The sequence below is a fragment of the Blastococcus sp. SYSU DS0753 genome (genome assembly GCF_054051175.1).
The window spans coordinates 1-25,300 of the sequence record NZ_JBJHAT010000004.1 but is presented as its reverse complement, the minus strand read 5'-3'; the positions used below and the strand labels follow the sequence as shown (position 1 = coordinate 25,300).

The 25,300-nt window shown below is 74.5% G+C and carries 25 protein-coding genes and 1 tRNA gene; 9 read left to right on the top strand and 17 right to left on the bottom strand.

Annotated features, from left to right (window positions below):
• Positions 1-83: 83 nt before the first annotated feature.
• The 5 genes from ACI799_RS04835 to ACI799_RS04815 form a co-directional block, all read right to left on the bottom strand.
• A tRNA-Ser gene (locus ACI799_RS04835) sits at positions 84-171 on the bottom strand.
• 10 nt (positions 172-181) lie between these two features.
• Positions 182-652 carry a nucleoside deaminase gene (locus ACI799_RS04830; protein WP_456591081.1) on the bottom strand — a complete coding sequence of 157 codons (471 nt, stop codon included), beginning with the start codon at positions 650-652 and terminating at the stop codon, positions 182-184.
• 100 nt (positions 653-752) lie between these two features.
• Positions 753-1,397, bottom strand: a complete 645-nt coding sequence (locus ACI799_RS04825) for an HAD-IA family hydrolase (RefSeq protein WP_456600544.1) — start codon at positions 1,395-1,397, stop codon at positions 753-755.
• The gene (locus tag ACI799_RS04820; protein ID WP_456612539.1) at positions 1,394-1,897 is read right to left on the bottom strand and encodes a tRNA adenosine deaminase-associated protein; all 504 of its coding nucleotides are present in this window, start codon (positions 1,895-1,897) and stop codon (positions 1,394-1,396) included. The genes ACI799_RS04825 and ACI799_RS04820 overlap by 4 nt, the downstream gene beginning before the upstream one ends.
• Positions 1,894-2,607 carry an O-methyltransferase gene (locus ACI799_RS04815; RefSeq protein ID WP_456612538.1) on the bottom strand — a complete coding sequence of 238 codons (714 nt, stop codon included), beginning with the start codon at positions 2,605-2,607 and terminating at the stop codon, positions 1,894-1,896. Before ACI799_RS04815 ends, ACI799_RS04820 begins: the two co-directional genes overlap by 4 nt.
• Here ACI799_RS04815 and ACI799_RS04810 point away from each other — a divergent pair.
• Both ACI799_RS04810 and ACI799_RS04805 read left to right on the top strand, forming a co-directional pair.
• Positions 2,606-3,565 (top strand): prephenate dehydrogenase, encoded by a 960-nt coding sequence (locus tag ACI799_RS04810; protein ID WP_456600543.1) that lies wholly within the window; start codon positions 2,606-2,608, stop codon positions 3,563-3,565. The genes ACI799_RS04815 and ACI799_RS04810 overlap by 2 nt on opposite strands.
• A 61-nt stretch (positions 3,566-3,626) precedes the next feature.
• Positions 3,627-3,860: a DUF2630 family protein gene (locus tag ACI799_RS04805; protein WP_456591076.1), complete on the top strand. Its 234-nt coding sequence runs from the start codon at positions 3,627-3,629 to the stop codon at positions 3,858-3,860.
• Positions 3,861-3,950: 90 nt separating this feature from the next.
• Here the strand turns inward: ACI799_RS04805 and ACI799_RS04800 are convergent, their stop codons facing one another.
• Positions 3,951-5,171, bottom strand: coding sequence for a PucR family transcriptional regulator (locus tag ACI799_RS04800; protein WP_456600542.1), 1,221 nt, complete (start codon positions 5,169-5,171; stop codon positions 3,951-3,953).
• A 346-nt stretch (positions 5,172-5,517) separates the two neighbouring features.
• Between ACI799_RS04800 and ACI799_RS04795 the strand changes: the two genes are divergently transcribed.
• The 7 genes from ACI799_RS04795 to ACI799_RS04765 all read left to right on the top strand — a co-directional run bounded on the left by ACI799_RS04795 (position 5,518) and on the right by ACI799_RS04765 (position 13,655).
• Positions 5,518-6,387 carry an ABC transporter ATP-binding protein gene (locus ACI799_RS04795; protein ID WP_456591074.1) on the top strand — a complete coding sequence of 290 codons (870 nt, stop codon included), beginning with the start codon at positions 5,518-5,520 and terminating at the stop codon, positions 6,385-6,387.
• Positions 6,380-7,144 (top strand): ABC transporter ATP-binding protein, encoded by a 765-nt coding sequence (locus ACI799_RS04790; protein WP_456591073.1) that lies wholly within the window; start codon positions 6,380-6,382, stop codon positions 7,142-7,144. The genes ACI799_RS04795 and ACI799_RS04790 overlap by 8 nt, the downstream gene beginning before the upstream one ends.
• 36 nt (positions 7,145-7,180) lie before the next feature.
• Positions 7,181-8,065, top strand: coding sequence for a branched-chain amino acid ABC transporter permease (locus tag ACI799_RS04785; RefSeq protein ID WP_456591072.1), 885 nt, complete (start codon positions 7,181-7,183; stop codon positions 8,063-8,065).
• A gap of 2 nt (positions 8,066-8,067) precedes the next feature.
• Positions 8,068-9,261: a branched-chain amino acid ABC transporter permease gene (locus ACI799_RS04780; protein ID WP_456591071.1), complete on the top strand. Its 1,194-nt coding sequence runs from the start codon at positions 8,068-8,070 to the stop codon at positions 9,259-9,261.
• An 89-nt stretch (positions 9,262-9,350) separates the two neighbouring features.
• On the top strand, positions 9,351-10,706 hold the full coding sequence (locus tag ACI799_RS04775; protein ID WP_456612537.1) for an ABC transporter substrate-binding protein: 1,356 nt from the start codon (positions 9,351-9,353) through the stop codon (positions 10,704-10,706).
• A gap of 209 nt (positions 10,707-10,915) precedes the next feature.
• A complete protein-coding gene (locus ACI799_RS04770) occupies positions 10,916-11,905 on the top strand; it encodes a UDP-glucuronic acid decarboxylase family protein (RefSeq protein WP_456595743.1) in 990 nt (329 codons plus the stop codon).
• Between the two features lie 118 nt (positions 11,906-12,023).
• Positions 12,024-13,655, top strand: a complete 1,632-nt coding sequence (locus ACI799_RS04765; protein ID WP_456591068.1) for a substrate-binding domain-containing protein — start codon at positions 12,024-12,026, stop codon at positions 13,653-13,655.
• A 64-nt stretch (positions 13,656-13,719) separates the two neighbouring features.
• Here ACI799_RS04765 and ACI799_RS04760 read toward each other — a convergent pair whose 3' ends face one another.
• The 11 genes from ACI799_RS04760 to ACI799_RS04710 form a co-directional block, all read right to left on the bottom strand.
• Positions 13,720-14,688 (bottom strand): glycosyltransferase family 9 protein, encoded by a 969-nt coding sequence (locus ACI799_RS04760; protein WP_456612536.1) that lies wholly within the window; start codon positions 14,686-14,688, stop codon positions 13,720-13,722.
• Between the two features lie 85 nt (positions 14,689-14,773).
• On the bottom strand, positions 14,774-16,144 hold the full coding sequence (rfaE2, locus tag ACI799_RS04755) for a D-glycero-beta-D-manno-heptose 1-phosphate adenylyltransferase (RefSeq protein WP_456612535.1): 1,371 nt from the start codon (positions 16,142-16,144) through the stop codon (positions 14,774-14,776).
• Complete coding sequence (locus ACI799_RS04750; RefSeq protein ID WP_456591065.1) at positions 16,141-16,836, bottom strand: D-sedoheptulose-7-phosphate isomerase; 696 nt, start codon at positions 16,834-16,836, stop codon at positions 16,141-16,143. Before ACI799_RS04750 ends, rfaE2 begins: the two co-directional genes overlap by 4 nt.
• Positions 16,833-18,047: a glycosyltransferase gene (locus ACI799_RS04745; RefSeq protein ID WP_456591064.1), complete on the bottom strand. Its 1,215-nt coding sequence runs from the start codon at positions 18,045-18,047 to the stop codon at positions 16,833-16,835. Before ACI799_RS04745 ends, ACI799_RS04750 begins: the two co-directional genes overlap by 4 nt.
• Positions 18,044-19,024 carry a glycosyltransferase gene (locus ACI799_RS04740; protein WP_456600539.1) on the bottom strand — a complete coding sequence of 327 codons (981 nt, stop codon included), beginning with the start codon at positions 19,022-19,024 and terminating at the stop codon, positions 18,044-18,046. Before ACI799_RS04740 ends, ACI799_RS04745 begins: the two co-directional genes overlap by 4 nt.
• On the bottom strand, positions 19,021-20,028 hold the full coding sequence (locus ACI799_RS04735; protein ID WP_456591062.1) for a glycosyltransferase family 9 protein: 1,008 nt from the start codon (positions 20,026-20,028) through the stop codon (positions 19,021-19,023). Before ACI799_RS04735 ends, ACI799_RS04740 begins: the two co-directional genes overlap by 4 nt.
• Positions 20,025-21,551, bottom strand: a complete 1,527-nt coding sequence (locus ACI799_RS04730) for an HAD-IIIA family hydrolase (protein WP_456612534.1) — start codon at positions 21,549-21,551, stop codon at positions 20,025-20,027. The genes ACI799_RS04735 and ACI799_RS04730 overlap by 4 nt, the downstream gene beginning before the upstream one ends.
• A 50-nt stretch (positions 21,552-21,601) precedes the next feature.
• Positions 21,602-22,273 (bottom strand): 3-oxoacid CoA-transferase subunit B, encoded by a 672-nt coding sequence (locus tag ACI799_RS04725; protein ID WP_456612533.1) that lies wholly within the window; start codon positions 22,271-22,273, stop codon positions 21,602-21,604.
• Positions 22,270-22,935 (bottom strand): 3-oxoacid CoA-transferase subunit A, encoded by a 666-nt coding sequence (locus tag ACI799_RS04720; RefSeq protein ID WP_456612532.1) that lies wholly within the window; start codon positions 22,933-22,935, stop codon positions 22,270-22,272. The genes ACI799_RS04725 and ACI799_RS04720 overlap by 4 nt, the downstream gene beginning before the upstream one ends.
• 65 nt (positions 22,936-23,000) lie before the next feature.
• Entirely contained in the window at positions 23,001-24,695 is a 1,695-nt protein-coding gene (locus ACI799_RS04715; RefSeq protein ID WP_456612531.1) for a tripartite tricarboxylate transporter permease, read from the bottom strand.
• 3 nt (positions 24,696-24,698) lie between these two features.
• Entirely contained in the window at positions 24,699-25,151 is a 453-nt protein-coding gene (locus ACI799_RS04710) for a tripartite tricarboxylate transporter TctB family protein (protein ID WP_456591057.1), read from the bottom strand.
• Positions 25,152-25,300: the final 149 nt, after the last annotated feature.

The following is a 25,300-nucleotide window of genomic DNA, read 5'->3' as shown; positions in this document are numbered from 1 at the left end:
CCGGCTGCCAGTTCCCTGGGAGCGGTGGGAGGTGGCTCACACAGCACGACGGCGGCGCCCAGCGGGGCGCCGCCGTCGTCAGCTGGCGGTGGCGGTGGGATTTGAACCCACGGAGGCTTGCACCTCACACGCTTTCGAGGCGTGCTCCTTCGGCCGCTCGGACACGCCACCGCCGAAGAGACTACAGGCCCCGCTGACGGCGGAAGAAGGCACGTAGCAGCGCGCCGCACTCCTGCGCCCGCACGCCGCCGGTGACCTCGGGCCGGTGGTTGAGCCGCCGGTCCCGGACGACGTCCCAGAGCGACCCCGCGGCGCCCGCCTTCGGGTCCTCCGCGCCGTAGACGACCCGGTCCACCCGCGACAGCACGCTGGCCCCGGCGCACATCGTGCACGGCTCCAGCGTGACCACCAGGGTGCAACCCGACAGCCGCCAGCCGTCGCCGTGCACCCGCGCCGCGGCGCGCAGGGCCAGCACCTCCGCGTGCGCGGTGGGGTCGCCGAGCTTCTCCCGCTCGTTCGCCGCCTCGGCGAGCACCGCCCCGTCCGGCCCGAGGACGACGGCGCCGATCGGCGTGTCCCCCCAGCTCTCGGCAGCGGCCGCCAGCTCCAGCGCCCGGCCCATCGCGGCGTCGAAGGGTTCCGGCCCGGTCACGGACGCTCCGCGGGAGGATCCGCGAAGCTCGTGCCCTGCCCACAGGGGTGGGCAGGGCACAAGCTTCGCGGGAACACCTGTGGCCGTGGCCGGATCGCCGTCACGCCTCCTCCAGCGGGAAGCCCACGAGCCGCGACAGCTCGGCCAGCGCGGCGTCGGGGTCGACCACCTTGATGGTCGAGAAGCCCAGGGCCCGGGCCGGCTTGAGGTTGATGCCCAGGTCGTCGAGGTAGGCGCAGTCGGTGGCCTCGATGCGGCGCCCCACCGCCTCCGACAGCCGGTCGAGCGCCCGCCGGTAGATCTCCGGCTCGGGCTTGCGCACGCCCTCGACCGAGGACTCCACGATCGCGTCGAACAGCCCGAGCAGGTCGCCCAGCCGACCGGTGCGCTCCATCGGCGCGACGTTGTTCGACAGCAGCGCCAGCGGCAGCCCCGCCGCGCGCAGCCGGCGCACCGCGGTGACCATCGCCGGGCGGAGCTCCCCCTGCAGCGCCGCGAGCACCCGCGCCGCCTCGATCCGGTGGCCGAGCGCCGCGGCCTCGGCCTCGAAGGCGGCGCAGAACCCGGCGACGTCCAGCTCGTTGCGCTCGAACCGCGCCCAGGCGTTGGTGTCGGGGTCGGTCGAGTTGAGCTGCCGGATCAGCCCCTCGGGCAGGCCCGCCTCCCGCTCGTAGGCGGCGAAGGCGACCATCGGGCTCTCGGTGAGCACCCCACCCAGGTCGAAGACGACCGCGGACACCGTCACGACCGCACCGCCGCGGCCAGCTCGTCGGCGAACCCCAACCGGGTGGCGATCCGCTCCACCATCTCATCGGCCCACAGGTCGTCGGCGGTCACGATCGGTCGCAGCTCCTCGGCGGGCAGCCCGTCGTCGGCGAACAGGTCCAGGTCGCCGCCGGGCCAGCCGGTCTCGTCGTCGTCGAAGGCGCCGTCGGTGTCGACGCCGATGCCGTAGCGCTCCACCACCTCGGCGGCGAGCACCCACTCCAGCATCGTGGCGTCGGAGATCAGCGCCCGCACCATGCCGCCGGGGCCGTGCCGCAGCGCGACGAAGTACAGCCGGGAGTCGACGACCAGCACGAACGGCGGCGGCCACCCCCCGGTGCCCGGCTCGCCGAGCGCGCGCTCCAGCACCGGCAACTCGTCACCGGCGTCGGCCGCGAGCAACTCCACCTCCCACCGGGAGGCGACGCGGGACACCCGGACCGCGTAGCTCGGCGGTCCCGCCACGGCGCCCTCGCTCATCGCTTCCGCAGCACGGTCAGGCCGTCGGCGAGCGGCAGCAGCGCCGTCTCCCACCGGGGGTCGGCGGCCAGCGCGGCGTTGAGCTCGGCGAGCGCGTGGTCGGACTCGTCCTGCGGGTCCAGCACCCGCCCATCGCGCAGCGTGTTGTCCAGGAGCACCACCCCGTTGCGCGTCATCCTCGGGTGCAGCTCCTCGACGTAGGCGGCGTAGCCGGTCTTGTCGGCATCGACGAACGCCAGCTCGAAGGTCTCCGCGGCCGGCAGCGCGCGCAGCGTCGCCAGGGCATCGCCGAGGCGCAGCTCGATCCGGTCCGCGACCCCGGCCCGCGCCCAGTGCCGCCGCGCCACCGCCGTCCACTCCTCGCTGCGGTCCAGGCACAGCAGGGAGCCGTCCGCCGGCAGCCCCTGGGCGATGCAGAGCGCGGAGAACCCGGTGAAGGTGCCGATCTCGATCGCCGTCCGGACGCCGAGCGCAGCGGTGAGCAGCCGCATGAGCACGCCCTGCTCGGGGGCGATCTGCATGGTGGCCGGGGCCTCGCCGCGCTCGGCCATCTCCGCGGTCTCCCGGATCAGGCCGGCCATCACCTCGTCCACCGGGTCGGAGGAGGCGCGCACGTAGTCCGCCAGCTCGGGGGTGAGCAGGAACGACCGGGGCGTCATGGCGTGCAGGGACGACGGAGCGGGTGGGTCGGCGTCATAGCCTCTGATCATGGCCGATACCGCCCGCCCCGGGGCCACCCCCGTCGGCGGGGCACCGTCGTTCCCGGTCCCGACCATGCCCGCTCCCCCGGTCGGCGTCGTCGGCCTGGGCCAGCTGGGCGGCTCGCTGGCCGCCGCGCTCGTCGCCGCCGGCCGACCCGTGTCCGGCTGGGACGTCGACCCCGCCGCGCGGGACGCCGCCGCCGCGCGTGGCGTCCGCATCACGCGGGAGCTCTCCGGCGTGGTCGTCCTCGCCGTGCCGCTGCCGGCGATGGCGAGCGCGCTGGACGGGCTGGCGGTCGACCCCGACGCCACGGTGACCGACCTCGGCTCGGTGAAGGTACCGGTGCTCGACGCGCTGGGACCCGCCCTGGGCCGGCGCTTCGTGGGCGGGCACCCGATGTGCGGCACGGAGCGGTCGGGGCACGGGGCCACCGACCCGGAGCTGTTCGCCGGGGCCCGCTGGGCGCTCTGCCTGGAGCCGGGCACCGAGCTGCCGCGGTGGCTGCGGGTGGCCGAGGTGGCGCTCGCGGTCGGCGCGGAGGTCGTGCCGGTCACTGCCGCCGAGCACGACGACGCCGTGGCCGCGATCAGCCACGTCCCGCACCTGCTCGCCGCGGCCCTCGCCACCGCGGCGGCTGGCGCCGGTCCCCTCGCCCTGGCCCTCGCCGCCGGCAGCTTCCGCGACGGCACCCGGGTGATCGGCAGCGACCCGGGCTTCGTGACGGCGATGGTCGAGGGCAACGCCGGGCCCACGGCAGCGGCGCTGGAGCGCGTCCGGGAGCAGCTGTCCCGCCCCTGGCCCGAGCTGGTGGCCGCGGGGCACGCCGTCGCCACCCGGACGAGCGGCCGGCGCACGGTGCGCGTGCCGCTGGACCGGGCCGCGCTGCTCGCCCTCGGCCGCGCGGGCGGGGCGGTGCACCGCCGGCTGGCCGCCTTCGTGGAGGGCTGGGTGCCCGGCGAGGGCTGACCGCGCACGGGGACACGGGTGCCACGGTTTCGCGACCGCGTCCCCGGGCACGGATCCGGGCATGGACGAGCAGGACATCTTGAAGCGCATCCACGCCCTGGTGGACGAGGAGCACGCGCTGCGCGAGAGCAGCGAGCACACCGACGACACCCGGGCCCGCATGAGCAAGCTCGAGGCCGACCTCGACCAGTGCTGGGACCTGCTGCGGCAGCGCCGCGCCAAGCGGCAGTACGACGAGGACCCCGACGAGGCCCAGCCCCGCCCGGAGCCGCAGGTCGAGAGCTACCTCCAGTAAGAGGACCTCGTCCTCCTCACCGCTCGCAGGCTCGCGGTGAGCCTCTGGACGAGGCCACGGGGTGACCGGTCGAGCAGGCGGCTCCCGTCCCTAAGCGGAGCGGCGGGCCGGTTCCCCGTGCTCGGTGCCCAGCAGCGCCAGCTGCCAGAGCAGCCGGGACCGGGGGTCGGTCACCTTGCGGCCGGTCACCGACTCGATGCGCCGCAGCCGGTGCATGACCGTGTTCCGGTGGCAGTAGAGGGCGTCCGCAGCCCGCGTGGGTGACCCGTCGGTGGCGAGGAAGGCCGCCAGCGTGTCCAGCAGCACGGCGCGCTCGTCCTCGGGCAGCTCCAGCAGCCCGCCGAGGGACTGGCCCACGAGCCGCGACCTGATCTCGGGCGAGTTGCTCAGCAGCGCCTCGGGCAGCCGGTCGTCGATGCTGACCACACGGCTCGACCCGGCCGGCAGGGTCCGCACCGCCGTCTCGGCCAGGCGGTAGGCCGCCCCGACCGCCGCCGCCCCCTCCACCACGTCGGACACCCCGACGGGGCCGTGCGCGGTCCCCCGCAGCAGGGCGAGCAGGTCACCGGGGCGGGTGGTGCCCAGCGCGACGAGCCCCACCTGCGCGTCGCCGCGCAGGCCCCAGACCGAGCGCACCCCACGCTTGAGCAGCGTGTCGCCGGGAGAGCGCAGCGCCGGCTCGCCGTCGGGCCCCGGCAGCGCCACGACCGCCATGAGCCGCCCGTCCAGCGGCACGGTCAGCATCTCGGCGGCGCCACGCACGAATGCCGGGTCGCTGCCGCGGCCGTCCAGCAGCCCGTCGAGCGCCTGCTGGCGGGCCGACTCGTCCACACCCTCCAGGCGCCGCTGCTCCTCGCGGTAGCCCTCGGCCAGCGCGCCGCACTCGGCGTCGTTGGTGCGCCACACCGACCCGGCGACCTCGAGCAGGAGGGTGTCGTGCTGCCCGCTCCCGTCACGGGAGACCGCCAGCAGCGCCTCCCACGTCACCTGCCCGCCGAGGCGGTAGGCCCGGAGCACCGCCTCCAGGGGGATCCCCTGGGCGGCCCGCCGGCGCCCCACGGCCCGGGCCGACGCCAGGTGCGGGGTGCCGGTGCCCGACGCCGCGGCCATCAGCGACCGCAGCCCGCCCTCCAGGTTCGACCGCGTCGAGGAGCGCAGGTCCTGCTCGGACTCCGCCACCAGCTCGCGGTAGGCGGGCTCGGTGCGGACCAGCACGTCGACCATCCGGTCGGTCATCGCGTCCAGCTGCTCCATCAGCCGCGGCGTCAGCTCGGCGAGCCTCGTCGCCACCTCGGGGCGAAAGGGCTGCACGCGCTCACCTCCTCCGGACGCACCGCTGACAGCACAACACGACAGGCCCGCGGATGTGCGCTGCGCCCATTGTGAAGGGCGACACGCGCCGAGGTGTGGTGCGCAACCGAGTCGTGACCCAATCGAGGCCGGGATCGGCCGCCCTCGACGAGGCCGCACGGGCCGCCGATGGCGCCCCGGTATCGACCTGGCAACAGGTCGACACACAGCACAACACGCTCTTGTGATCGCTGTGCGGTGCGCCCATTGTGACGGGTGACACGGCCGGGCAGTCTCAGCGGGACGTACTCGCGACCTGACCGCCACCACCCACAGCCGGGTGGTGCCTCACCGATGCGAAGGAGCAGTGGGCCCCTTGGCGCAGCCGCTTGGCAGCCAGCGAACACAGGACACGACGCCCACCGCCCGGCTCGAGATGACCGGGATCAACGTCGCCTTCGGCGGCGTGCTCGCCCTGACCGACGTCTCCGTGACCGTGGAGCCGGGCCAGGTGCACGGCCTCATCGGCCCCAACGGCGCCGGCAAGACGACGTTGTTCAACGTCGCCTGCGGCCTGGTCCGCCCGACGTCGGGCCGGATCGTCTGGCGCGGTGAGGAGATGCGCCGGCTCAAGCCGAGCAAGCTGACCTCCCTGGGCATCGCCCGCACCCTGCAGGGCGTGGGCCTGTTCCCCGGCATGACGGTGCTGGAGAACGTGATGGTCGGGGCCCACCGCCACGCCGGTGCCGGGTTCTTCTCGGCCCTGCTGGCCCTGCCGATGTCGGACAAGGACGAGCGGCAGCTGCGCGAGCGGGCCCTGCGGGCGCTGGCCGAGCTCAACGCCGTCGAGTACGCCGGCCGCTACCCCGGCTCGCTCCCCTACCCGGTGCAGAAGCGGGTCGCCCTGGCCCGGGCGCTGGTCGCCGAGCCCGACCTGCTGCTGCTCGACGAGCCCGCCAGCGGCCTCTCCGAGGACGAGATGCACGAGCTGGGCGACCTCATCCGCTCGGTCGTCGGCCGGATGAGCGTGCTCCTCGTCGAGCACCACATGGACCTCGTCATGCGCGTCTGCGACCGGATCACCGTGCTCGACTCCGGCAAGCAGATCGCCGCCGGCACCCCGGCCGAGGTGCAGGCCGACCCCGCCGTCACCGAGGCCTACCTCGGGGACGCCGTCGACGCCGAGCACGACGCCGCCGAGCTACACCACGCCGACGGAGGACGCCCCCATGCCTGAGACCCACGGCAGCACCGCACTGTCGGCCACCGGCGGCACCGGCACCGCCACGCGCCTGCTCGAGGTCGAGGGGCTCACCTCGGCGTACGGGCCGGTCCGGGCCCTCGACGGCGTCTCCCTCGCCGCCGAGACCGGGCGGATCACCGCCGTCCTCGGCGCCAACGGCGCCGGCAAGACGACCCTGCTGCGCACCATCAGCGGTCTGGTCCGTCCCGTCTCCGGCCGGGTCGTCCTCGACGGCGAGGACATCACCAAGGCCCCGGTCGAGTCGATGGTCGCCAAGGGGATGGCGCACGTCCCCGAGGGCCGCGGCGTCATCTCCGAGCTCACCGTCGACGAGAACCTGCGCGTCGGTGCGCTGTTCCGCGGCAAGGTCGGCAAGGAGGAGTTCGACCGGGTCTACGACCTGTTCCCCCGCATCGCCGAGCGCAAGAACAACGCCGCCCACACGCTCTCCGGCGGTGAGCGGCAGATGCTGGTCATCGGCCGCGCGCTGCTGGCCAAGCCCCGCGTCCTGCTGCTCGACGAGCCCTCCCTGGGCCTGGCCCCGCGGATCGTCGCCCAGATCTTCGGGCTGCTCCGCCAGCTGGTCGACTCCGAAGGGCTCTCGGTGCTGCTCGTCGAGCAGAACGCTCGCAGCGCCCTGTCGGTCGCCGACGTCGGCGTCGTCCTCAACCTCGGCAAGGTCGTCGTCACCGACGACGCCCGCACGCTGATGGCCGACGAGGACCTCCGGCACGCCTACCTCGGCTTCTGACCCGCCCGCCCCCTCCGGTCAAGGAAGGCACACTTCGTGCAGCAGTTCGTGAACGTGACCCTCACCGGGTTGACCCAGGGCATGATCTACGCGGCCTTCGCCCTCGCCCTGGTGCTCATCTGGCGCTCGACCCGCATCGTCAACTTCGCCCAGGGCTCGATGGCCGCCGCCACGACCTTCATCGCCCTGGCCCTGATCCAGGCCGGCCAGTCCTACTGGGTCGCCCTGATCGTCGCCCTCGCCTCCGGCTTCGTGCTCGGCGCGATCGTCGAGCGGGTGATCATCCGTCCCGTCGAGGGTGGCCCGGAGCTGAACGCGGTGATCGTGACCCTCGGCCTCTTCGTCGCGATCCAGGCGGCGATCGCGATCATCTTCGGCTCGTCGTTCCAGTCGTTCCCCACGCCGTTCGGCGTGCGCGGCCTGGAGATCGGTGACTCGACCATCCCGCTGACCCCCACCAGCATCTACGTCATCAGCTCGGTCCTGGTGGTCATGGGCCTGCTGGTGGCCCTCTTCCGCTTCACCCGCATCGGCCTGGCCATGCGCGCCTCGGCGTTCAGCCAGGAGGTCGCCCGGCTCCTCGGCGTCAAGGTGGGCGGCATGCTCACCCTCGGGTGGGGCCTGGCCGCGGTCGTCGGCTCGCTCTCCGGGCTGCTCATCGCCGGCGGCACGTTCGTCTGGCCGGCCTACATGGACGCCCTGATCGTCTTCGGCTTCGTCGCCGCGATCATCGGCGGCCTCGACTCCCCGGTCGGCGCGATCGTCGGCGGGCTGATCCTCGGCCTGGCGCTCAGCTACGTGAGCGGCTACGCCCCCCGCGGCAGCGCGCTGGTCAACATCTCCGCCCTGGTCATCCTCATCGTCGTCCTCCTCGTGCGACCTGGTGGCCTGTTCAGCAGCAGCACGGCTCGGAGGGCATGACGATGAGCGACCTGCAGAGCTCCACGTCCACGAGCGGCACGCCCGGCAAGGCGGGCAAGGCCACCGAGGAGGCGCCCGTCGAGGCCACCGCCGGCGGGGACACGCCCTCGGCCCCGGCGAAGACCGGCCGCTCGTTCCTGCCGCAGTCCACGCTGCTGCGCCACCTGCTCGTGCTGCTCGGCGCGGCGGTGCTCGCGGTCCTGCTGCTGGAGATGACCAGCCCCTACCGCAACTCGCAGCTGGCCACGCTCACCTACTACGCGATCGCCGCGGGCGGGCTGACCGTGCTCACCGGCATCAACGGCCAGATCTCGCTCGGGCACGGCGCGCTCATGGCCGCCGGCGCCTACACCACGGCGCTGTTCCTCGACGCCGACGAGCCGCTCCCGCTGCCGCTGATCCTGCTGGTCGCCGTCGTGGTGGCCACGGCGATCGGCGCGCTCGTCGGGGTGGCCGCGGCCCGGCTGCACGGCCCGTACCTGGCCGGCGCGACGCTGGCGCTGGCGGTCGGGCTCCCCGGGCTGGCGATCTACTTCCACGACATCTTCGGTGGCGAGCAGGGCATGCGGGTCCGCGCCCCGCAGGCGCCGGACTGGTTCGACAGCTTCATCAGCACGGTGTCGGGCAACTCGGCCTCGAGCACCAAGTGGCTGGCCTACGTCGGCGCGATCTGCCTGCTGATCACGTACTTCTTCCTCGCCAACCTGATGCGCAGCCGCATCGGGCGCACCTGGCGGGCGGTGCGCGACCAGGAGGTGGCCGCGGAGCTGGCCGGCATCAACCTCGGCGCCTGGCGGGTGCTGGCGTTCGTCGTCAGCGCCGCGGCGGCCGGGCTCGCCGGCGGCGTGCTGGCCATCGTGGTCCGCCTCGCCGCGCCGAGCGGCTTCACGATCGTGCTGTCGCTGGCGCTGCTCACCGCGATCGTGATCGGCGGTCTGGGCAGCCTGCTCGGCGCCCTGCTCGGGTCCGCCCTGCTGGTCTTCCTGCCGCCGTTCGTCACCAACCTCGGCGGGGACCTCGGCCTGAGCCAGACCGAGGCGGCCCAGCTGGCGCCGTTCGTCTACGGCGTCGTGCTCATCGTCGTGATGATCTTCGTCCCGGCCGGGTTCGTGGGCACCATCCGCCTCCGCTGGATGACCCGCAAGGCCAAGCGGGCGATGGCCCAGGCCAACGCCGACGGCGCCAGCAGGGGGTGAGCACGACCCCTTCTGACCGCTCCACCAGACCCTTCCGCACCACCCAGACTCCCGGGCACCGACGCCCGGGCCGCACCAGAGGAGAACTGTTGTCCAGATCCTCCCGACGTCTCATGACGGCGATCGCCGCGGCGACCGTCGTCTCCACCCTCGCCGCCTGCGGCGGCAGCGATGACAGCGGTGGCGGCACCGGCGGCGGTGGTGGTGGTGGAGGCGAGAACGAGGCCTCCGACACCGGCGTCACCGAGACCTCGATCAAGATCGGCTCGCACTACCCGCTGACCGGTGTGGCCGCCCCCGGCTACAGCGAGATCCCGACCGGTGTCGACGCCTACTTCAACTGCCTCAACGAGGAGGGCGGCGTCTACGGCCGGGAGATCGACTGGATCTTCCGCGACGACGCCTACAACCCGACCCAGACCAGCCAGGTCGTGAACGAGCTCGTCCTGGAGGACGAGATCTTCGCGATGATGAGCGGTCTGGGCACGCCCACCCACAGCGCGGTCGTGGACTTCCTCAACGACGAGGGCGTCCCCGACCTGTTCGTCTCCTCGGGCTCGCTGATGTGGGGTGACGACCCGGAGACCTACCCGATGTCGTTCGGGTGGCAGACCGACTACATGAGCGAGGGCAAGATCATCGGCGAGTACATCGCCGAGAACTTCCCCGACGCGCAGGTCGGCCTCTTCCTCCAGGACGACGACTTCGGCGAGGACGGCGAGGCCGGCATCCGCCAGTACATCGACGACCAGATCGTCGCGGCCGAGCGGTACACGCCGGGCAACACCAACGTCGGCCCGCAGATCGCGGCGCTGCAGGCGGCCGGGGCCGACTTCGTCGTCGGCTTCAACGTGCCCAGCTACACCGCGCTCTCGCAGCTGACCGCCCTGCAGCTCGGCTACGACCCGCAGTGGTTCTACTCCAACGTGGGTTCGGACCCGACGCTGGTCGGCGGCCTGCTGAACCGCTTCAGCGAGGGCCAGGTGTCCGACGCCGCCCTGCTCGACGGCGCGCTCACCACCGGCTACCTGCCGACCGTGGACATGACCGACAACCCCTGGGTGCAGGAGTTCCAGCGGATCTGGGACGAGTGCGGTGGCGAGGGTGAGCTCACCAACTACCGCATCTACGGCATGGCGCAGGCCTACACGATGACGCAGGCGCTGCAGGCGGCCGGCCAGAACCCGACCCGCGAGGGCCTGGTCGAGGCGGTCGAGCAGGCCGGCGGTGACTGGGAGGGCCCGGTGTTCGCGCCGTTCCGCTACTCCGAGGACAGCCACATGGGCACCAGCGGCATGACCATCGAGCGCATCGTCGGCAACGGCTCCGAGGAGGTGCAGCCGGTGCGGGTGACCGACATCGGTGACGCGCCGATCGAGGAGTACGACGGCGAGATGGCCACCCCGCCGACGAACGCCATCCCGGACGAAGAGGCCGTGAACTAGGACCTCCTCGCCCCACGGCGGGCCGCCGTCCTCCTCCGGGAGGGCGGCGGCCCGTCCGCGTCCCGGCCCCGCCGCGGAGCCGCGGGCGGCGCCGTCGCCGCCGAAAACACTTCGCACTCGAAGTGTGTGCGCAGTTGATCTCCGGGTACGTCCGCGGCCAGGTGTGCCCGCGGGCGCGCGCACCGACGAGAGCGCAGGAGGACAGCGGCATGGTGGACGGACGGCTACGCGAGGCTCGCACCATCCGACGGGCGGTGGTCACCGGCGGTGCCGGGTTCCTCGGCTCGCACCTGTGCGAGCACCTCCTGGAGCGCGGGGTGGAGGTCGTCTGCCTGGACAACTTCCTGACCGGCTCCCCGGCGAACGTCGCACACCTGATGGAGCACCCCGGGTTCCGGCTGGTCCGCTGCGACGTCACCGACTACGTGCACGTCCCCGGCCCGGTGGACCTGGTACTGCACTTCGCCTCGCCGGCCAGCCCGATCGACTACCTGAAGATGCCGATCGAGACCCTCAAGGTCGGCAGCCTGGGCACCCTGCACACCCTGGGCCTGGCCCACGACAAGGGCGCCCGCTACGTGCTGGCCTCCACCTCCGAGGTCTACGGCGACCCGCTGCAGCACCCGCAGACCGAGGAGTACTGGGGCAACGTCAACCCGGTCGGCCCCCGCGGGGTCTACGACGAGGCCAAGCGGTTCAGCGAGGCGCTGACCACCGCCTACCGGACGTCGAAGGGCACCGACACCGGCATCGTGCGGATCTTCAACACCTACGGGCCCCGGATGCGCGCCGACGACGGCCGGGCGATCCCCGCCTTCGTCAACCAGGCCCTGGACGGCCGCCCGCTCACCGTGGCCGGCGACGGCTCCCAGACCCGCTCCATCTGCTACGTCGACGACACCGTCGCCGGCATCCTCGCGCTGGCGTTCTCCGAGCACCCGGGCCCGGTGAACATCGGCAACCCCGACGAGCTGTCGATGCTGGCGCTGGCCCGCTGGATCGTGCAGCTCACCGGCTCGGACTCCCCGATCGACCACATCCCCCTGCCCGTCGACGACCCCAAGGTCCGCCGCCCCGACACCAGCCGCGCCGAGCAGCTGCTGGGCTGGCGGCCGCAGGTGACCTCCGAGCAGGGGCTGCGGCGCACCGTCGACTGGTTCGCCGCCCAGCGGAACGCCGTCGCCGCCGAGGCGGTCTGACACACCGTCATCGGACGTGCGACGAGAGTCACCCCAGAGCGACGTGGGACACATCTAATCTGGAGAGGCGAGCTCAGGTGGAGCCGCATCCACCTCGAGTCGACCTCAGAGAGCGAGCATGGGCCGCCACGCAGATCCCGCAGCCACGCGCCGTCCGTTACTTCCCGTCCTCGTCGCCGCCGGCGTCGCACTCGTGCTGGTCGCCGGTGGACTCGTGTGGTGGCTCGTGGGCCGCGGCTGCGACGAGCAGGTGACCGTGGGCGTGACCGTGGCCCCGGAGCTGTCCGAGGTGGCCGGGGACCTGCTCGGCGAGGTGGAGTCCCCCGATGGCTCCCTCTGCATCACCGCCGAGGTGACGGCCCGGGAACCGCTGCAGACCGCCGGTGACCTGAGCGTCCTCGACGAGGAGGCGCTGCCGGAGGTGTGGGTGCCCGATTCGTCGCTGTGGGCGGCGCGGGTCTCCTCCCGCGACCTCGACCCGGCCGGCTCCATGGCGGTCTCCCCGGTCGTCCTGGCCACCAGCGAGGCGGTCGTCGACGAGCTCGGCTGGGCCGACTCGGGCCCGGGCTGGGCCGAGGCCCTGGGCACCGGCCGGCCGCTGGCCGTGCCCGACCTCGCCGCGAGCGCCGAGGGGCTGGCCGCGCTGGCCGCGGTGCGCACCGCCCTGGGCGCGGACGCGGACGCCGACAACGCCGTGGTGCAGGCGGTGCTCGCCTCCGCGCGCAGCACCGCCCTCTCCCCCGCCGAGGCGCTGACCGCCGGGAGCGAGGGCGGCGCCGACGCGCCGCTGGTCCCGGTGAGCGAGCAGGTCGTGTACGCCGACCACCAGGAAGCCGAGGACTCCGCCCTGGCCGCCGTCTACCCCGCCGAGGGCTCGCCGGTCCTCGACTACCCGGTGCTCCGGGTGGGCTCCCCGACGGGGCCCGAGCAGCAGGCCGTCGACGTCGTGGTCGACCGGCTGCTGTCCGAGGACGCGCAGGCCACCGTCCGGGACGCCGGCTTCCGCGGCCCCGAGGGCGCGGCGCCTCCCGGGGCCGGTCCCGACAGCGGCATCGCCGAGGCGAGCCCGCCGGTGCTGCCGCTGGACCCCCAGCAGGTGCAGGCGCTGCTCACCCGGCTGTCCAGCCTCGCGGCCCCGTCGCGGGTGCTGACGGTCTTCGACGTGTCGACGTCGATGCGGGCGCCGGTCGGCGACGGCACCCGCGCGACCCTCGCCCGCGACGCCGCTAAGAGCACGCTCTCCCTGGTGCCCGACGACTACGCCCTCGGGCTGTGGGCCTTCGCCTACGAGATGCAGGGCGACCAGGACTGGACGGAGCTCGTCCCCACCCGCGAGCTGGACGACGTCGTCGACGGCCGGACCCAGCGCGAGGTGCTCGACGAGCAGCTGGACACCATCCCCGAGCGGCTCACGCCGGGCGGGACGGGGCTGTACGACACCACCCTGGCGGCGGTGCGGTCGGCGCGGGAGAACTACGACCCCACCGCGGTGAACAGCGTGCTCATGGTCACCGACGGCACGAACGAGGACGACGCCGAGGGCATCAGCCTGGAGGACCTGCTCAGCACGCTCGAAGCCGAGGCGGATCCGCAGCGGCCGATCAAGGTCATCGGTGTGGCCCTGGGGCCGGACGCCGACCTGAGCTCCCTCGAGCGGATCGCCGAGGCCACGGGGGGCGCGGCGTACTCCGCGGTCGACGAGAACGACCTGCAGACCGTGCTCTTCGACGCCCTCCGCCAGCGCTCGTGACATCGTCGTCCTCCGGACGACACCGCCAACCACGTGCCGTCCCCCGGCACGCTGAGCCGCTGCGTCAGGCCTGCGCGGACCCCTCCGGGGCCCACTCGGCCTGACCGGGCATCAACCGGTCCAGCGCATCGACCACTTCGTCCACGGTGATCGTCGCCAGCGCGGGGTCGAGGTCGGTGCCCCAGGGGTCGCCGGTGCCGTCGCCGTGCCAGAGCACGACGTGCTGCGGCCGCGGCGGCGGTCCCCACAGCGCCGGGGAGACGGGGCCGAAGAGCACCACCGACGGCCGCCGGTAGGCGGTGGCCAGGTGCGCGACGCCGGTGTCGCCGCACACGACCAGGTCGGCCGCCGCCACCACGGCGGCCAGCTCCAGCGACGTGGTCCGGCCGGCCAGCACCGCGGCGTCCGGCAGCCCCGCCGCCGCGGCCACCGACCGGGCGAGCTCGACCTCCGCCGGGCCGCCGGTGATCCGCACGTCGTGGCCGGCGTCGGCGAGGTGGCGGGCGACGGCGGCGAAGCGCTCGGGCGGCCAGCGCCGGCCCGGGAACGCCGCCCCCGGGTGCACGACCGCGGCGCCGCGGACCGGCGGGGGCACGGCGGGCACCGCGATGTCCAGCGCGTCCGGGTCGGCGTCGACGCCCAACCCCTCGGCGACCAGCCGGCACCAGCGCCGGACCTCGTGCTCGTCGGGGTACCAGGTGGGCCCGGGGTAACCGGGGCTGTCGAAGGTGAGCAGTCGCCGGGGCTGCAGGTCGGCGACGACCACGTGCGACGCCGGGCCCTTGCCGTGCAGGTCGACGGCGAGCTCCGGCGGCGGCCCGCTCCAGTCCAGCGGTTCGAGCTCGCGCGCCGGCAGCACCTCGTCGACGGCGTCGATCAGCTCGGCCAGCGGTCGCAGCGCCGACGTCGTCGCGAGCACCAGCCGGTGCCCGGGTACGGCCGCCCGCACCGCCCGGATCGCCGGCACCCCGGTCAGCAGGTCACCGAGCCCCAGCGGCCGCAGGACGACCGCGACCGGCGGCGCGGCGCTCACCAGACCCGGGCATAGGAAGCCATGCCTGCGGAATCGGGGGCGGATCCACAGGTAAAGCTTCCTATGCCTGTCAGCACGGCGGGCCTCACACGCGGGAGCGCTCGACCAGAGCCGTGGTCGAGTGGCCGTCGAGGTAGGGCAGGACGACGGCCTGGCCGCCCCAGGTGCGCAGCACCTCGGCCTCGGGCAGGTCCGCACCGGCGTAGTCGCCGCCCTTGGTCCACACGTCGGGGCGCAACCGGTCGAGCACCTGGGTGGGGGTGTCCTCGTCGAAGACGACCACCGCGTCGACGAACTCGAGCGCCTCGAGCACGCGGGCGCGGTCGGCGGCGGTGACCAGGGGCCGCGTGGGCCCCTTGAGCCGGCGGACCGAGTCGTCGGAGTTGATGCACACCACCAGGCAGTCGCCCAGCCCGCGGGCGGCGCGCAGCGTGGCGACGTGCCCGGGGTGCAGCAGGTCGAAGCAGCCGCCGGTCGCGACGACGGTGCCGCCGGCCGCCCGCACCCGGGCGATGACGGCCTCGGCGCCGGGCTCGGCGGCCACCTCGGCCTCGACCCGCTCGTCGGCGTCCCAGGCGGTCGCCCCGCCGCGGGCGACGAACGCCGAGGCGAAGGCGACCGCGGCGGCCACGGCCTCGCCGGTGACGGCGCCGTCGGCGAGGGCCAGCGCCGCCGCTGCGGCGAAGGAGTCGCCGGCGCCGCACGGGTCCCCGCCGGTGACCGCGACCGCGGGCACCACCATGGGGGCGCCGGAGCCGTAGGAGAGCAGCGCGCCGCGGGCGCCCAGGGTGACGGCGACCGCGCCGACCCCCCACTGCCGGATGAGCGCCTCGGCCCGGGCCCCCACGGCGGCCAGCCCGGTCCCGGTGGCGGCGTCGGCGGCGACGCGGGCCGCCTCCGCGCCGTTCGGCGTGACCAGCCGGGCGTTGGGCACCGGGTCCGCGCCGCGGGGATGCGGGTCCCAGACCACCGGGCCGCGGGCCTCGGCGAGCGCGGCGCGCACGGCGGGGTCGGCCGTCGTCCCCCGGCCGTAGTCGGCGACGAGGACGGCGGCGGCGTCGCGGATCACCGCGGCGGCCGCGGCCGGCAGCTCGCCGAGCACCGCGACCGGCGCGCCGCTGTCCAGCCGGGCGACGGAGTGGTCACCCACCCGCACCCGCTGCTTGACGGCGGTGCCGCCGGTGGCCGGGATCTCGATCAGGCGCACCCGGCCGGCGAGCAGGGCGCGCAGCCGGTCGGCGTCCTCGTCGGCGTCCATCGGCGCCACGAGCACCACCTCGCGCCCACCCGACGCCGCGGCGATGACCGCCGCCAGCGCGGCGCCACCGGGGCGCTCGTGCCGCTCGATCTCCTCCACCACCGGCACGGGGGCATCGGGGGTCAGCCGCGACGCGGTGCCGACCAGGTCGACGTCGAGCAGCGCGTCCCCGACGACGACCAGCGGCCGGGCGCTCACTTCGCCGCCTCGAACGAGGGCCCGTCGGGAACCCGCGGCGCCTCGGCGAGCACGGCGGCGTCGAAGGCCGCGCAGACCAGGTGCAGGGCGACCAGGTGGCACTCCTGGACGGTGGCGGTCCACGGGGAGTCGATGCAGACCGCCTCGTCGGCGGCCGCGGCCAGCGGGTTGGGCGCCGGGCCGGTGATCGCCAGCGTGGTGATGCCGCACGCGCGGGCCCGGCGTGCGGCGGCCACCGCGTTGGGCGAGCGGCCCGACGTCGACAGCAGGACCAGCACGTCGCCCGCGCGGCCGTGGGCCTCCACCTGGCGGGCGAACAGCTCGTCGGCCGGGTAGTCGTTGGCGATGGCGGTCAGCGACGACGTCTCCGCGGTGAGGCAGATCGCCGAGAACGGCGGGCGGTCGGCGCGGTAGCGGCCCACCAGCTCCGCGGTGAGGTGCTGGGCCTGCGCGGCGCTCCCGCCGTTGCCCGCGGCGAGCAGCCGGCCGCGGGACTCCCCGCACAGCACGTCGGCGAGCAGCCGGCCCCAGCGGTCGAGGACCGGCAGCTGCGCGTCCAGCGAGCGGAGCGCCTCCCGCAGCGAGGCGACGTGGTCGGCGCCGGTGAGGTGGGTGCAGGAGTCCGGCGCCGGGACTTGCGCCGAGTCCTGCGCCAGGACGTTCTCGAGGAACGAGTGCGGGCTGGCGCTCATCGGGCGACCTCCACGGGACGGCGCCGGGCGAGGACCTGGCGGTAGACGGTTTCGGTGTCGGCGACGACGCGGGCCCAGCGGTAGCGGGCGCGGGCCCGCTTCACCCCGGCGGCCCCGTAGGCGGCGCGGCGGTCGTCGTCGGCGAGCAGCGCGGCGAGCACCTCGCCGAGCCGCTCGGGGTCGCGCGGGGGCACGAGGTCGCCGGTGACGCCGTCGGCGACGGTGTCCTGCAGCCCGCCGACGGCGGTGGCGACGACGGGCCGCCCGCAGGCCATGGCCTCCAGCGGGGTGATGCCGAAGGGTTCGTACCAGGGGACGGCGAGCACGACGTCGGCCGAGCGCACCCAGGCGGGGACGTCGGCGCGGGCCACGGATCCGGCGAAGACCAGCCGGTCGGCCACCCCCACCTCGGCGGCGATGCCGCGCAGCCGGCGCACCTCCGGATCGGCGTCGACGGCGTCGGGCGCGGGGCCCCCGACCACGACCAGCTCCGCGTCGGGCACCGCGCGCAGCGCCCGGACGGCGTCGTCCTGGCCCTTGCGCTCGACGAGCCGGCCGAGGACCAGCAGCCGCTTCCGCTCGCCCTTCGGGGCCACCGGGCCGCGGGGGGTGAACACCGAGGTGTCCACCCCGCACGGCACGATCGAGACCCGGTCGCTGGGCAGCCCGAGCCGCCGCAGCTCGAACACCTCGTCGGAGCAGGTGGCCACCACGTGGGCGACGTCGCGACACAGCCCGCGCTCGAGATCGATCCGCTCGGCCGGGGAGGTGTCGGCGTCGCCCTGGTGACGGCGCTTGACCGAGCCGAGCGCGTGGAAGGTCTGCAGCACCGGGACCGGGGCGAGCAGGCTGGCCGACGCCTCGACCGACGCCAGGCCGCTCATCCAGAAGTGCGCGTGCACGACGTCGGGGGCCTGCGCCGCCCAGCCGTGCCGCAGCACCCGGGCGAAGGCCGGCATGTGCGGGAGCAGCTCGTCCTTGGGCAGCGCCTCGGCCGGGCCGGCGGTGACGTGGACGACGTCGTACCCGTCCGCCGTCGTCACCCGCTCGGGCAGGGCCGGGTCGTCGCGGCGGGTGTGCACCGTGACCTCGTGCCCGCGCTGCGCGAGCCCGGCGGCGAGCGCCGCGACGTGCACGTTCTGCCCGCCGGCGTCGACACCGCCGATCGCGGCGAGCGGGCTGGCGTGCTCGCTGACCAGGTCGATCCTCATCGGGTCACCTCCTCCAGGAGCGCGTCCCAGTCACGCAGGAAGCGGTCCAGTCCGTAGCGCTCGAGCGCCGCCGCGCGAGCGGCCTTGCCGGCCAGCCGGGCGGCGTCCTCGTCGTGCAGGAACTCCCGGACGGCGGCCCACAGCCGCTCGGGGCGGGTGGAGATGACCCCGGCCGCGGCGGGCACGGCCTCGACCACCTCGGTGGTGGCCAGCGCGACCACCGGCATGCCCAGGTGCATCGCCTCCAGCAGGGAGAGCCCGAGCGATGTCCAGCGCACCGGGTGCACGTACACCCGGCGGCGGACCAGCTCCGCGTGCATCGCCGCCTGCGGCGGGTCGTCGAACAGCTCCACCCGCTCGGGGGCCAGGCCGTACGTCTCGTGCAGGCCGGCCAGGCCCATGCCGAAGACGTCGACCGGCGCCACCGCGGCGAGGCCGGGGAGCAGGTCGGCGCCGACGGTGCGGCCGCGGCGCACCGGCTCGTTGGTGACGACGGCGGCGCGGGCCAGCTCGCCGGTCCAGCGCTCCCCCGGATCGACGATGCCGTGCTCGATCACCGTCGTCGGCGCCCGGCCGTTGTCGTAGAAGAGCTCGTTGAAGAAGGTGACGTGGGCGATCGGGATGTCGTCCCGGTCGGCCATCGGGTGCCGGGTGTGCGGAACCGGTCCGTCACCGGGCTCCAGCCCGGGCGCGTTGTGCTCGAGGAACACCGCGGGCAGGTCGCGGCCGGGCTCGCGCCCCAGCCACTCGCGCACCAGCTCGAGGTCCCGCCTGCGCTGCAGCACGACGACGTCGGGCTGCTCCTCCCGCAGCTGCGCCGGGGTGACCTCCCGCGCCGCCGCCGGCCAGTCCCACGTGCGGGCGCGGCCCAGGCCGTCGCCGTCGCGGCCCGGGGTCACCGGGATCAGGTACTCGTGCCGGCCCTGGACGAACGCGGTCGTCCACGAGCCGTGCACGTGCCAGACCAGGACCTTCATGCACTCACCAGCTTCTCCACGGCAGCGACCACGTCGGACGCGGTCACGGAGGTCAGACAGGGGTGGCCGGGCACCGGGCACTCCCGGGCCCGGGTGTCGCGGCAGGGCGCCGCCTGGTCGCCCAGCAGCACGCTGGGCACGCCGTAGGGCGCCCAGCGGACGGCGGGCACGACCGGGGCGAACAGCGAGACCACCGGGGTGCCGACGGCGGCAGCGAGGTGCGCCGGCCCGGTGTTGCCGACGACGACCGCCGCGGCGCCGTCGAGCAGCGCCGCCATCTCGGCCAGGGAGGTCTCCCCGCCCAGGTCGACCCCGCGGGTGCCGGCGACGGATGCGGTGAGCCCCCGCTCCCCCGGCCCGCCGGTGACCAGCACCCGGTGGCCGGCGTCGGCGAGCGCCTCGACCGCCTCGGCGCAGCGCGGCGCGGGCCAGGCGCGGGCCGGCACCGAGGCCCCGGGGTGGAGCACGACATAGCCGGGGGCGTGCGCGACCGGGGGCAGGGGCCGGCGCACGGAGAGCCGGCCGTCGTCGCCGGCCGGCAGCTCGAAGCCCGCGGCCTGGGCGAGGGACAGCGCCCGCTCGGGCTCGGGGAGGTCGTCGTCGACCCGGTGGCGGACGTCGAGCAGCGTGCCGGGGTAGTCCACGCTGATCGCCGAGATGCGGGGGACGCCGGCCGCGCGGAGCACCAGCGCCAGCGGCAGCGGCGACTGGTGGAACGACGTGGAGATCACCGCCTCGTCCGGGGCGAGCGCCCGGACGCGGTCGGTGAGCCGGGCGAGGTCGTCGGCGTCGACCGGTGGGGGATCACCGAGGATCCACGGGCAGGCCCAGGTCCACACCTCGTCGACGCCCGGGAGCAGCTCCGCCGCTGCCGCACCGGCCGGGCCGGCGAGGAAGACGACGCGGTCGGCACCGTGCGCGACGGCGCGGACGAGCGGACCCTGCAGGAGCACGTCACCGGCGTTGTCGAGCCGGGCGACCAGGACGGTGCGGGGGGTGCTCACCAGCGCCCGGCCAGGACGTCGTCGACCGCCTCGGGCAGGGTCGCCGCCCGCTGCCGCGCCGCCGCCACCTCCTCGGCGCGGGTGACCGGGGTCGGCACCAGGATGCCGCGGGCGCCCGCCGCGGCCGCCGCCTCGACGTCGGCGCCGATGTCGCCGATGACCACGCACCGGGCCGGCTCCACACCCAGCTCGGCGCAGGCGGCCTGCACCATGCCGGGTGCCGGCTTCCGGCAGCCGCAGCCGTCGTCCGGCCCGTGCGGGCAGACCTGCACCGTCTCGAAGGGGCCGAGCAGCTCGTCGAGCCGCTTCATGCAGGCGTCCACCTGGTCGGGCGTGATCAGCCCGCGGGCCACGCCGGACTGGTTGCTCACGACGCCGACCCGCACGCCGCGGGCGCGCAACCGGTCGAGGGCCTCCGCCGCGCCGTCCACCGGCCGCACCCACTCCGGGTCGCCGTTGTAGGGAAAGTCGTGCACCAGGGTGCCGTCGCGGTCGAAGAGCACCAGGTCGGGCAGCCCGCGCCACGCCGGCACACCCACGTGCTGCACGACGCCGCGCATCCAGTGCCAGGTGGCCAGCGGCGGGATGAGCGCGCTGGTGGCGAGCATGGTGGTGACCTCGGCGCGGTCCCGCGGGCCGGGGGCGATGCGCCGCCAGGCGAACTCGGCGGTGCCCGCCGCCCAGGCGGCGGCCGCGGCGAGGGCGGCCCGGGGCCGGCGGGCGGCGGCCAGGCCGAGCGCGGCCAGCGCCGCCGCGGTGACGGCCGTGTGCTGCGGCCGGCGACCGAGCGCGGCGTCGGCCCGCTCCCGCCAGCCGGGTCCGTGCAGGCGCCGCATGAGGACGTCGTCGGCGTTCCCGGCCTGCACGCGCACGCTGACCCAGCGGTCGGTGGGCCGGACCGGGTGGGTGATCCAGCGCTGCCCGCGGACGAGCCGGGCACCGGTGTCCATGACCCGCAGTGCGAGGTCGGAGTCCTCGCGGAAGGCACGGGGGAAGCGCTCGTCGAAGCCCCCCACCGCGGCCAGGGCGCTGCGGCGGTAGGCGAGGTCGGCGGTGATCCAGCTGGCGGTGGCGAGCCCCGCGGTGCCGCGCTCCCAGTCGGTGGGCCGCCGGTGCTCCGGCAGGGGCACCCGCACCCGGCCCTGGCTGCCCGCGACGTCGGCCGGCAGGTCGGCGAGATCGGCCTCGAGCCGCTGGTACCAGTCGGGGTCGGGCACGACGTCGTCGTCGAGGAAGGCGATCCACTCGGTGCGGGCGGTGCGCCAGCCGAGGTTGCGGGCCCGGGCCGGGCCTCCGCCGCCGGTGCGGACGACCCGGACCGGCGGCAGGCCGGGGCGGTCGGGGTGCAGCGGCTCCCCGGTGGGGCGGTCGTCGACGACGACCAGCTCGGCCGGGCGCGGGCCGGGGGCGGCGGCCAGCGCGTCGAGCAGGACGTCGAGCGAGGGTCGCCCGATCGTCGGCACGACGACGGTGCACTGCGCGAGCATGATCGCGTCCTGCCCGTTCTCGTACGGGCGAAACACTACGGGCTTGAAGTGTTTACCCGCGTCAGCCGATCAGGGGCCGCCCGGGCTCAGGAGACCCGCAGTTCCCCGACCTCCTCGGCGAAGTGCAGCGGGGCGGCGGTGCGCCGCTGCAGCTCCTCGCGGGAGAGCCCGGCGACCATCTCGCGCACCACGAGGCCGGCCGGCCCCACGTCGATGACCGCGAGCTCGGTGTAGATCCGGTGCACGACGCGCGCGGCGGTCAGCGGGTACGTGCACTCCGGCAGTAGCTTGGGCCGGCCGTCGGGCGTGGTGTGCATCATCAGCACGAGCACCCGCTTGGCGCCGACGGCGAGGTCCATGGCCCCGCCGACCGCGGGCGGGAGGTGTGCGTCGTCGGTGGCCCAGTTGGCGAGGTCGCCCTGTGCGGAGACCTGGAAGGCGCCCAGCACGGTGACGTCGATGTGGCCGCCGCGCATCATCATGAACGAGTCGGTGTGGTGGAAGTAGGAGCCGCCGGGGACGAGCGTGACCGGCGCCTTGCCGGCGTTGATCAGCTCCCAGTCCTCCTCGCCGGGCGCCGGCGCGGGGCCCATGCCGAGGATGCCGTTCTCGCTGTGGAAGACGATCTCCTTGCCGGCGGAGACGACGTCGCCGACGAGCGTGGGCATGCCGATCCCCAGGTTCACGTAGGAGCCGTCGGGGATGTCGCGGGCCACCCGGGCGGCCATCTCGGTCTGCGACAGCGGGGAGATGCTCACACCCCCACCTCCACGACCCGGTCGACGAAGATGCCCGGGGTCACGACGGCCTCGGGGTCCAGCTTCCCGAGCTCGACGAACTCCCGCACCTGCACGACGGTGAGCTCGGCCGCGGTGGCCATCGTCGGGCCGAAGTTCCGGGCCGCCTTGTTGTAGACGAGGTTGCCCCAGCGGTCGGCGCGCAGCGCCTTGACCAGCGCGACGTCGCCCCGCAACGGCTCCTCGAAGACCTGCCGCCGTCCGGCGATCATCCGCACCTCCTTGCCGCGGGCCAGCAGCGAGTCCGCGCCGGCTGGAGTGAAGAAGCCGCCCAGCCCCGCGCCCGCCGCGCGCATCCGCTCGCTGAGCGTGCCCTGCGGGACGAGCTCCAGCTCGATGTCCCCCGCCCGGAAGAACTCCTCGAACCAGATCGAGCCGGCCGACCGCGGGTACGAGCAGATGATCTTGCGCACCCGGCGTTCCCGGATGAGCGCGGCGACGTCGGTCTCCCCGCTGCCTGCGTTGTTGGTGACGATGGTCAGGTCACGCGCGCCCTGTTCGAGGAGCGCGTGCACCAGCTCCACCGGCACACCGGCGGCACCGAAGCCGCCGACGAGGACGGTCGCGCCGTCGGCGATGCCCTCGACCGCGGCCGCGAGCGAGCCGACCCTCTTGTCGATCACTGTCCCCTCCGGGGGTGGTGCCGGCGCGGAGCAACCGGGTGCTGACGGCGGTACCCGCCGATCGGTCAGGAACGGTCGGGCCCCGGCCCCCTGCCCTGGGCCGTCGACCCGGTGGAGCCGGTCGACCCGGTGGAGCCCGCGCCCCCGGCACCGTCCCGCGGCGCCCCCGTCGTGGCGCCCTCCGCGTCGTCGGTGGTCTCCGCGCCCGGGCTGCCCTCGGTCTCGGCGGTGGTCCCGGTCGCCGCGAGGTCCTCCTCCCCCGGCGTGGCCGGGCGGCTGCGCCGACGGCGCCGGATGCCGGCGACGGTGCTGAAGATGATCAGCAGGGCCATCAGGGCGAAGAGGGTGCCCGACATCGGCCGGGTGAAGAAGGTCGACCACTCGCCGCCGGAGAGCAGCATGGACCGGCGGAAGTTCGTCTCGAGGATCGACCCGAGGACGAACGCCAGCACCAGCGGGCCCGGCTCGAACCCGGTCTTCTTCATCAGCCAGCCGATGACGCCGAAGACCAGCACGACCCACATGTCGAAGGGGTCGTTGTTGACCGAGAAGACGCCGGCCATCGTGACCATGAGAGCGAAGGCGGCGAGGATGCCGGCGCGCACCCGCAGCAGCTGCACGAAGAAGCCGACGAGCGGCAGGTTGAGGATCAGCAGCATCAGGTTGCCGATCGCCATCGAGGCGATGACGCCCCAGAAGATGTCGGGGTTGTTCGTGATGAGCTGCGATCCCGGCGTGATGCCCTGGACGAGCAGCGCGCCGAAGATCAGCGCAAGCACCACGTTGGGCGGGATGCCGAGGGTGAGCAGCGGGATGAACGCCGAGGTGGAGGAGGCGTTGTTCGCCGTCTCCGGGCCGGCGACACCCTCGATGGCGCCCTTGCCGAACCGGGTCGGGTCCTTGGCCCGCCGCTTCTCCATCGCGTAGGAGGCCAGCGAGGAGATGACGCCGCCACCGCCGGGCAGCACCCCGATGAAGAAGCCCAGCACCGAGCCGCGGGCGATCGCGCCGGAGGAGTCGCGGAAGTCCTTGCGGCTGGGCCAGATGTTCTTGACCTTGCCGATGACGGACTGGGCCTTCTCCGTCTTCTCGACGTTGTAGAGGATCTCGCCGACGCCGAAGAGCCCCATCGCGACCGCGACGAAGTCCAGCCCGTCGAAGAGCGAGATCTCGCCGAAGGTGAAGCGGGTGGTCCCGGTGACGAGGTCCTGGCCGATCGTGGCCAGCAGCAGGCCGAGCGCGGCCATGGACAGGCTCTTCACCGGGTGCCGCGTGCCCAGGTAGGTGACCAGCAGGATGCCGAGCGCCGTGAGCGCCACGTACTCCTGCGAGCCGAAGGAGACGGCGAGCTGGGCCAGCGGCGGCGCGAGCAGGACCAGCCCGATGACGGAGACGGTGCCGCCGATCCACGAGCCGATCGCGGCGATGCCGAGGGCCGGCCCGGCCCGGCCCTGCTTGGCCATCTGGTAGCCGTCGAAGGTGGTGACCACCGAGGCGGCCTCACCGGGCAGCTGCAGGAGCACCGAGGTGATCGTGCCGCCGTACATCGACCCGTAGTAGATGCCCGCCAGCAGGATGACCGCGGTGACCGGCTCGATCTCGTAGGTGATCGGCAGCAGCAGCGCGATCGTCGCCGTCGGGCCGAGGCCCGGCAGCACGCCGATGACCGTGCCGATCAGCACGCCGAGAAAGACGTAGAGCAGGTTCACCGGGTCCAGGGCGACGGAGAAGCCCTGGCCGATGCCGTCGAGGACGTCCATCGCTCAGCTCCCGACCGGTGCGAAGACGATGCCGTCGGGGAACGGCACGGCGAGCGCCTCGACGAACAGCAGGTGGAACACCAGCGCTCCGATCACCGCGAGGGGGACGGCCCAGCGCCACGGCTCCCGGGCGAACACCCGCAGCCAGAAGAGCAGCATGAGCACGGCCGAGACGAAGAACCCGATGGTCTGGAACAGCACGACGAACACAGCGAGGCCGGCCAGCCCGAGGACGATCTTGAGCGTGCCCCCGGTCCACGGCTCGTAGTCCTCGGGGTCGTCGATGAAGAGCAGCACCACGCCGGTGAGGGTGAGCAGGAGCGCGACGATGAACGGCCAGAGGCCAGGGCCGGGCGCACTCATCTCGCCGAGCCCCAGGTTGCGGGCGCCCAGCATCGCGGCCACACCGAGGAGCACCAGGATCAAGGGGGCGATCCGGTGCAACTGCTTGGACATCCAGGTCTCCGGGGAAGGCACGGGCGGGGCCGGGGCGTGCGTCGGGGGGGGGGGGGGGGGGCCCCCCCCCCCCCCCCCCGTGGGCACACCGCCCCGGTATCGCCCCCCACCCCGCCCAACAAACAAAAATACAGGCAGCATAGGTAACG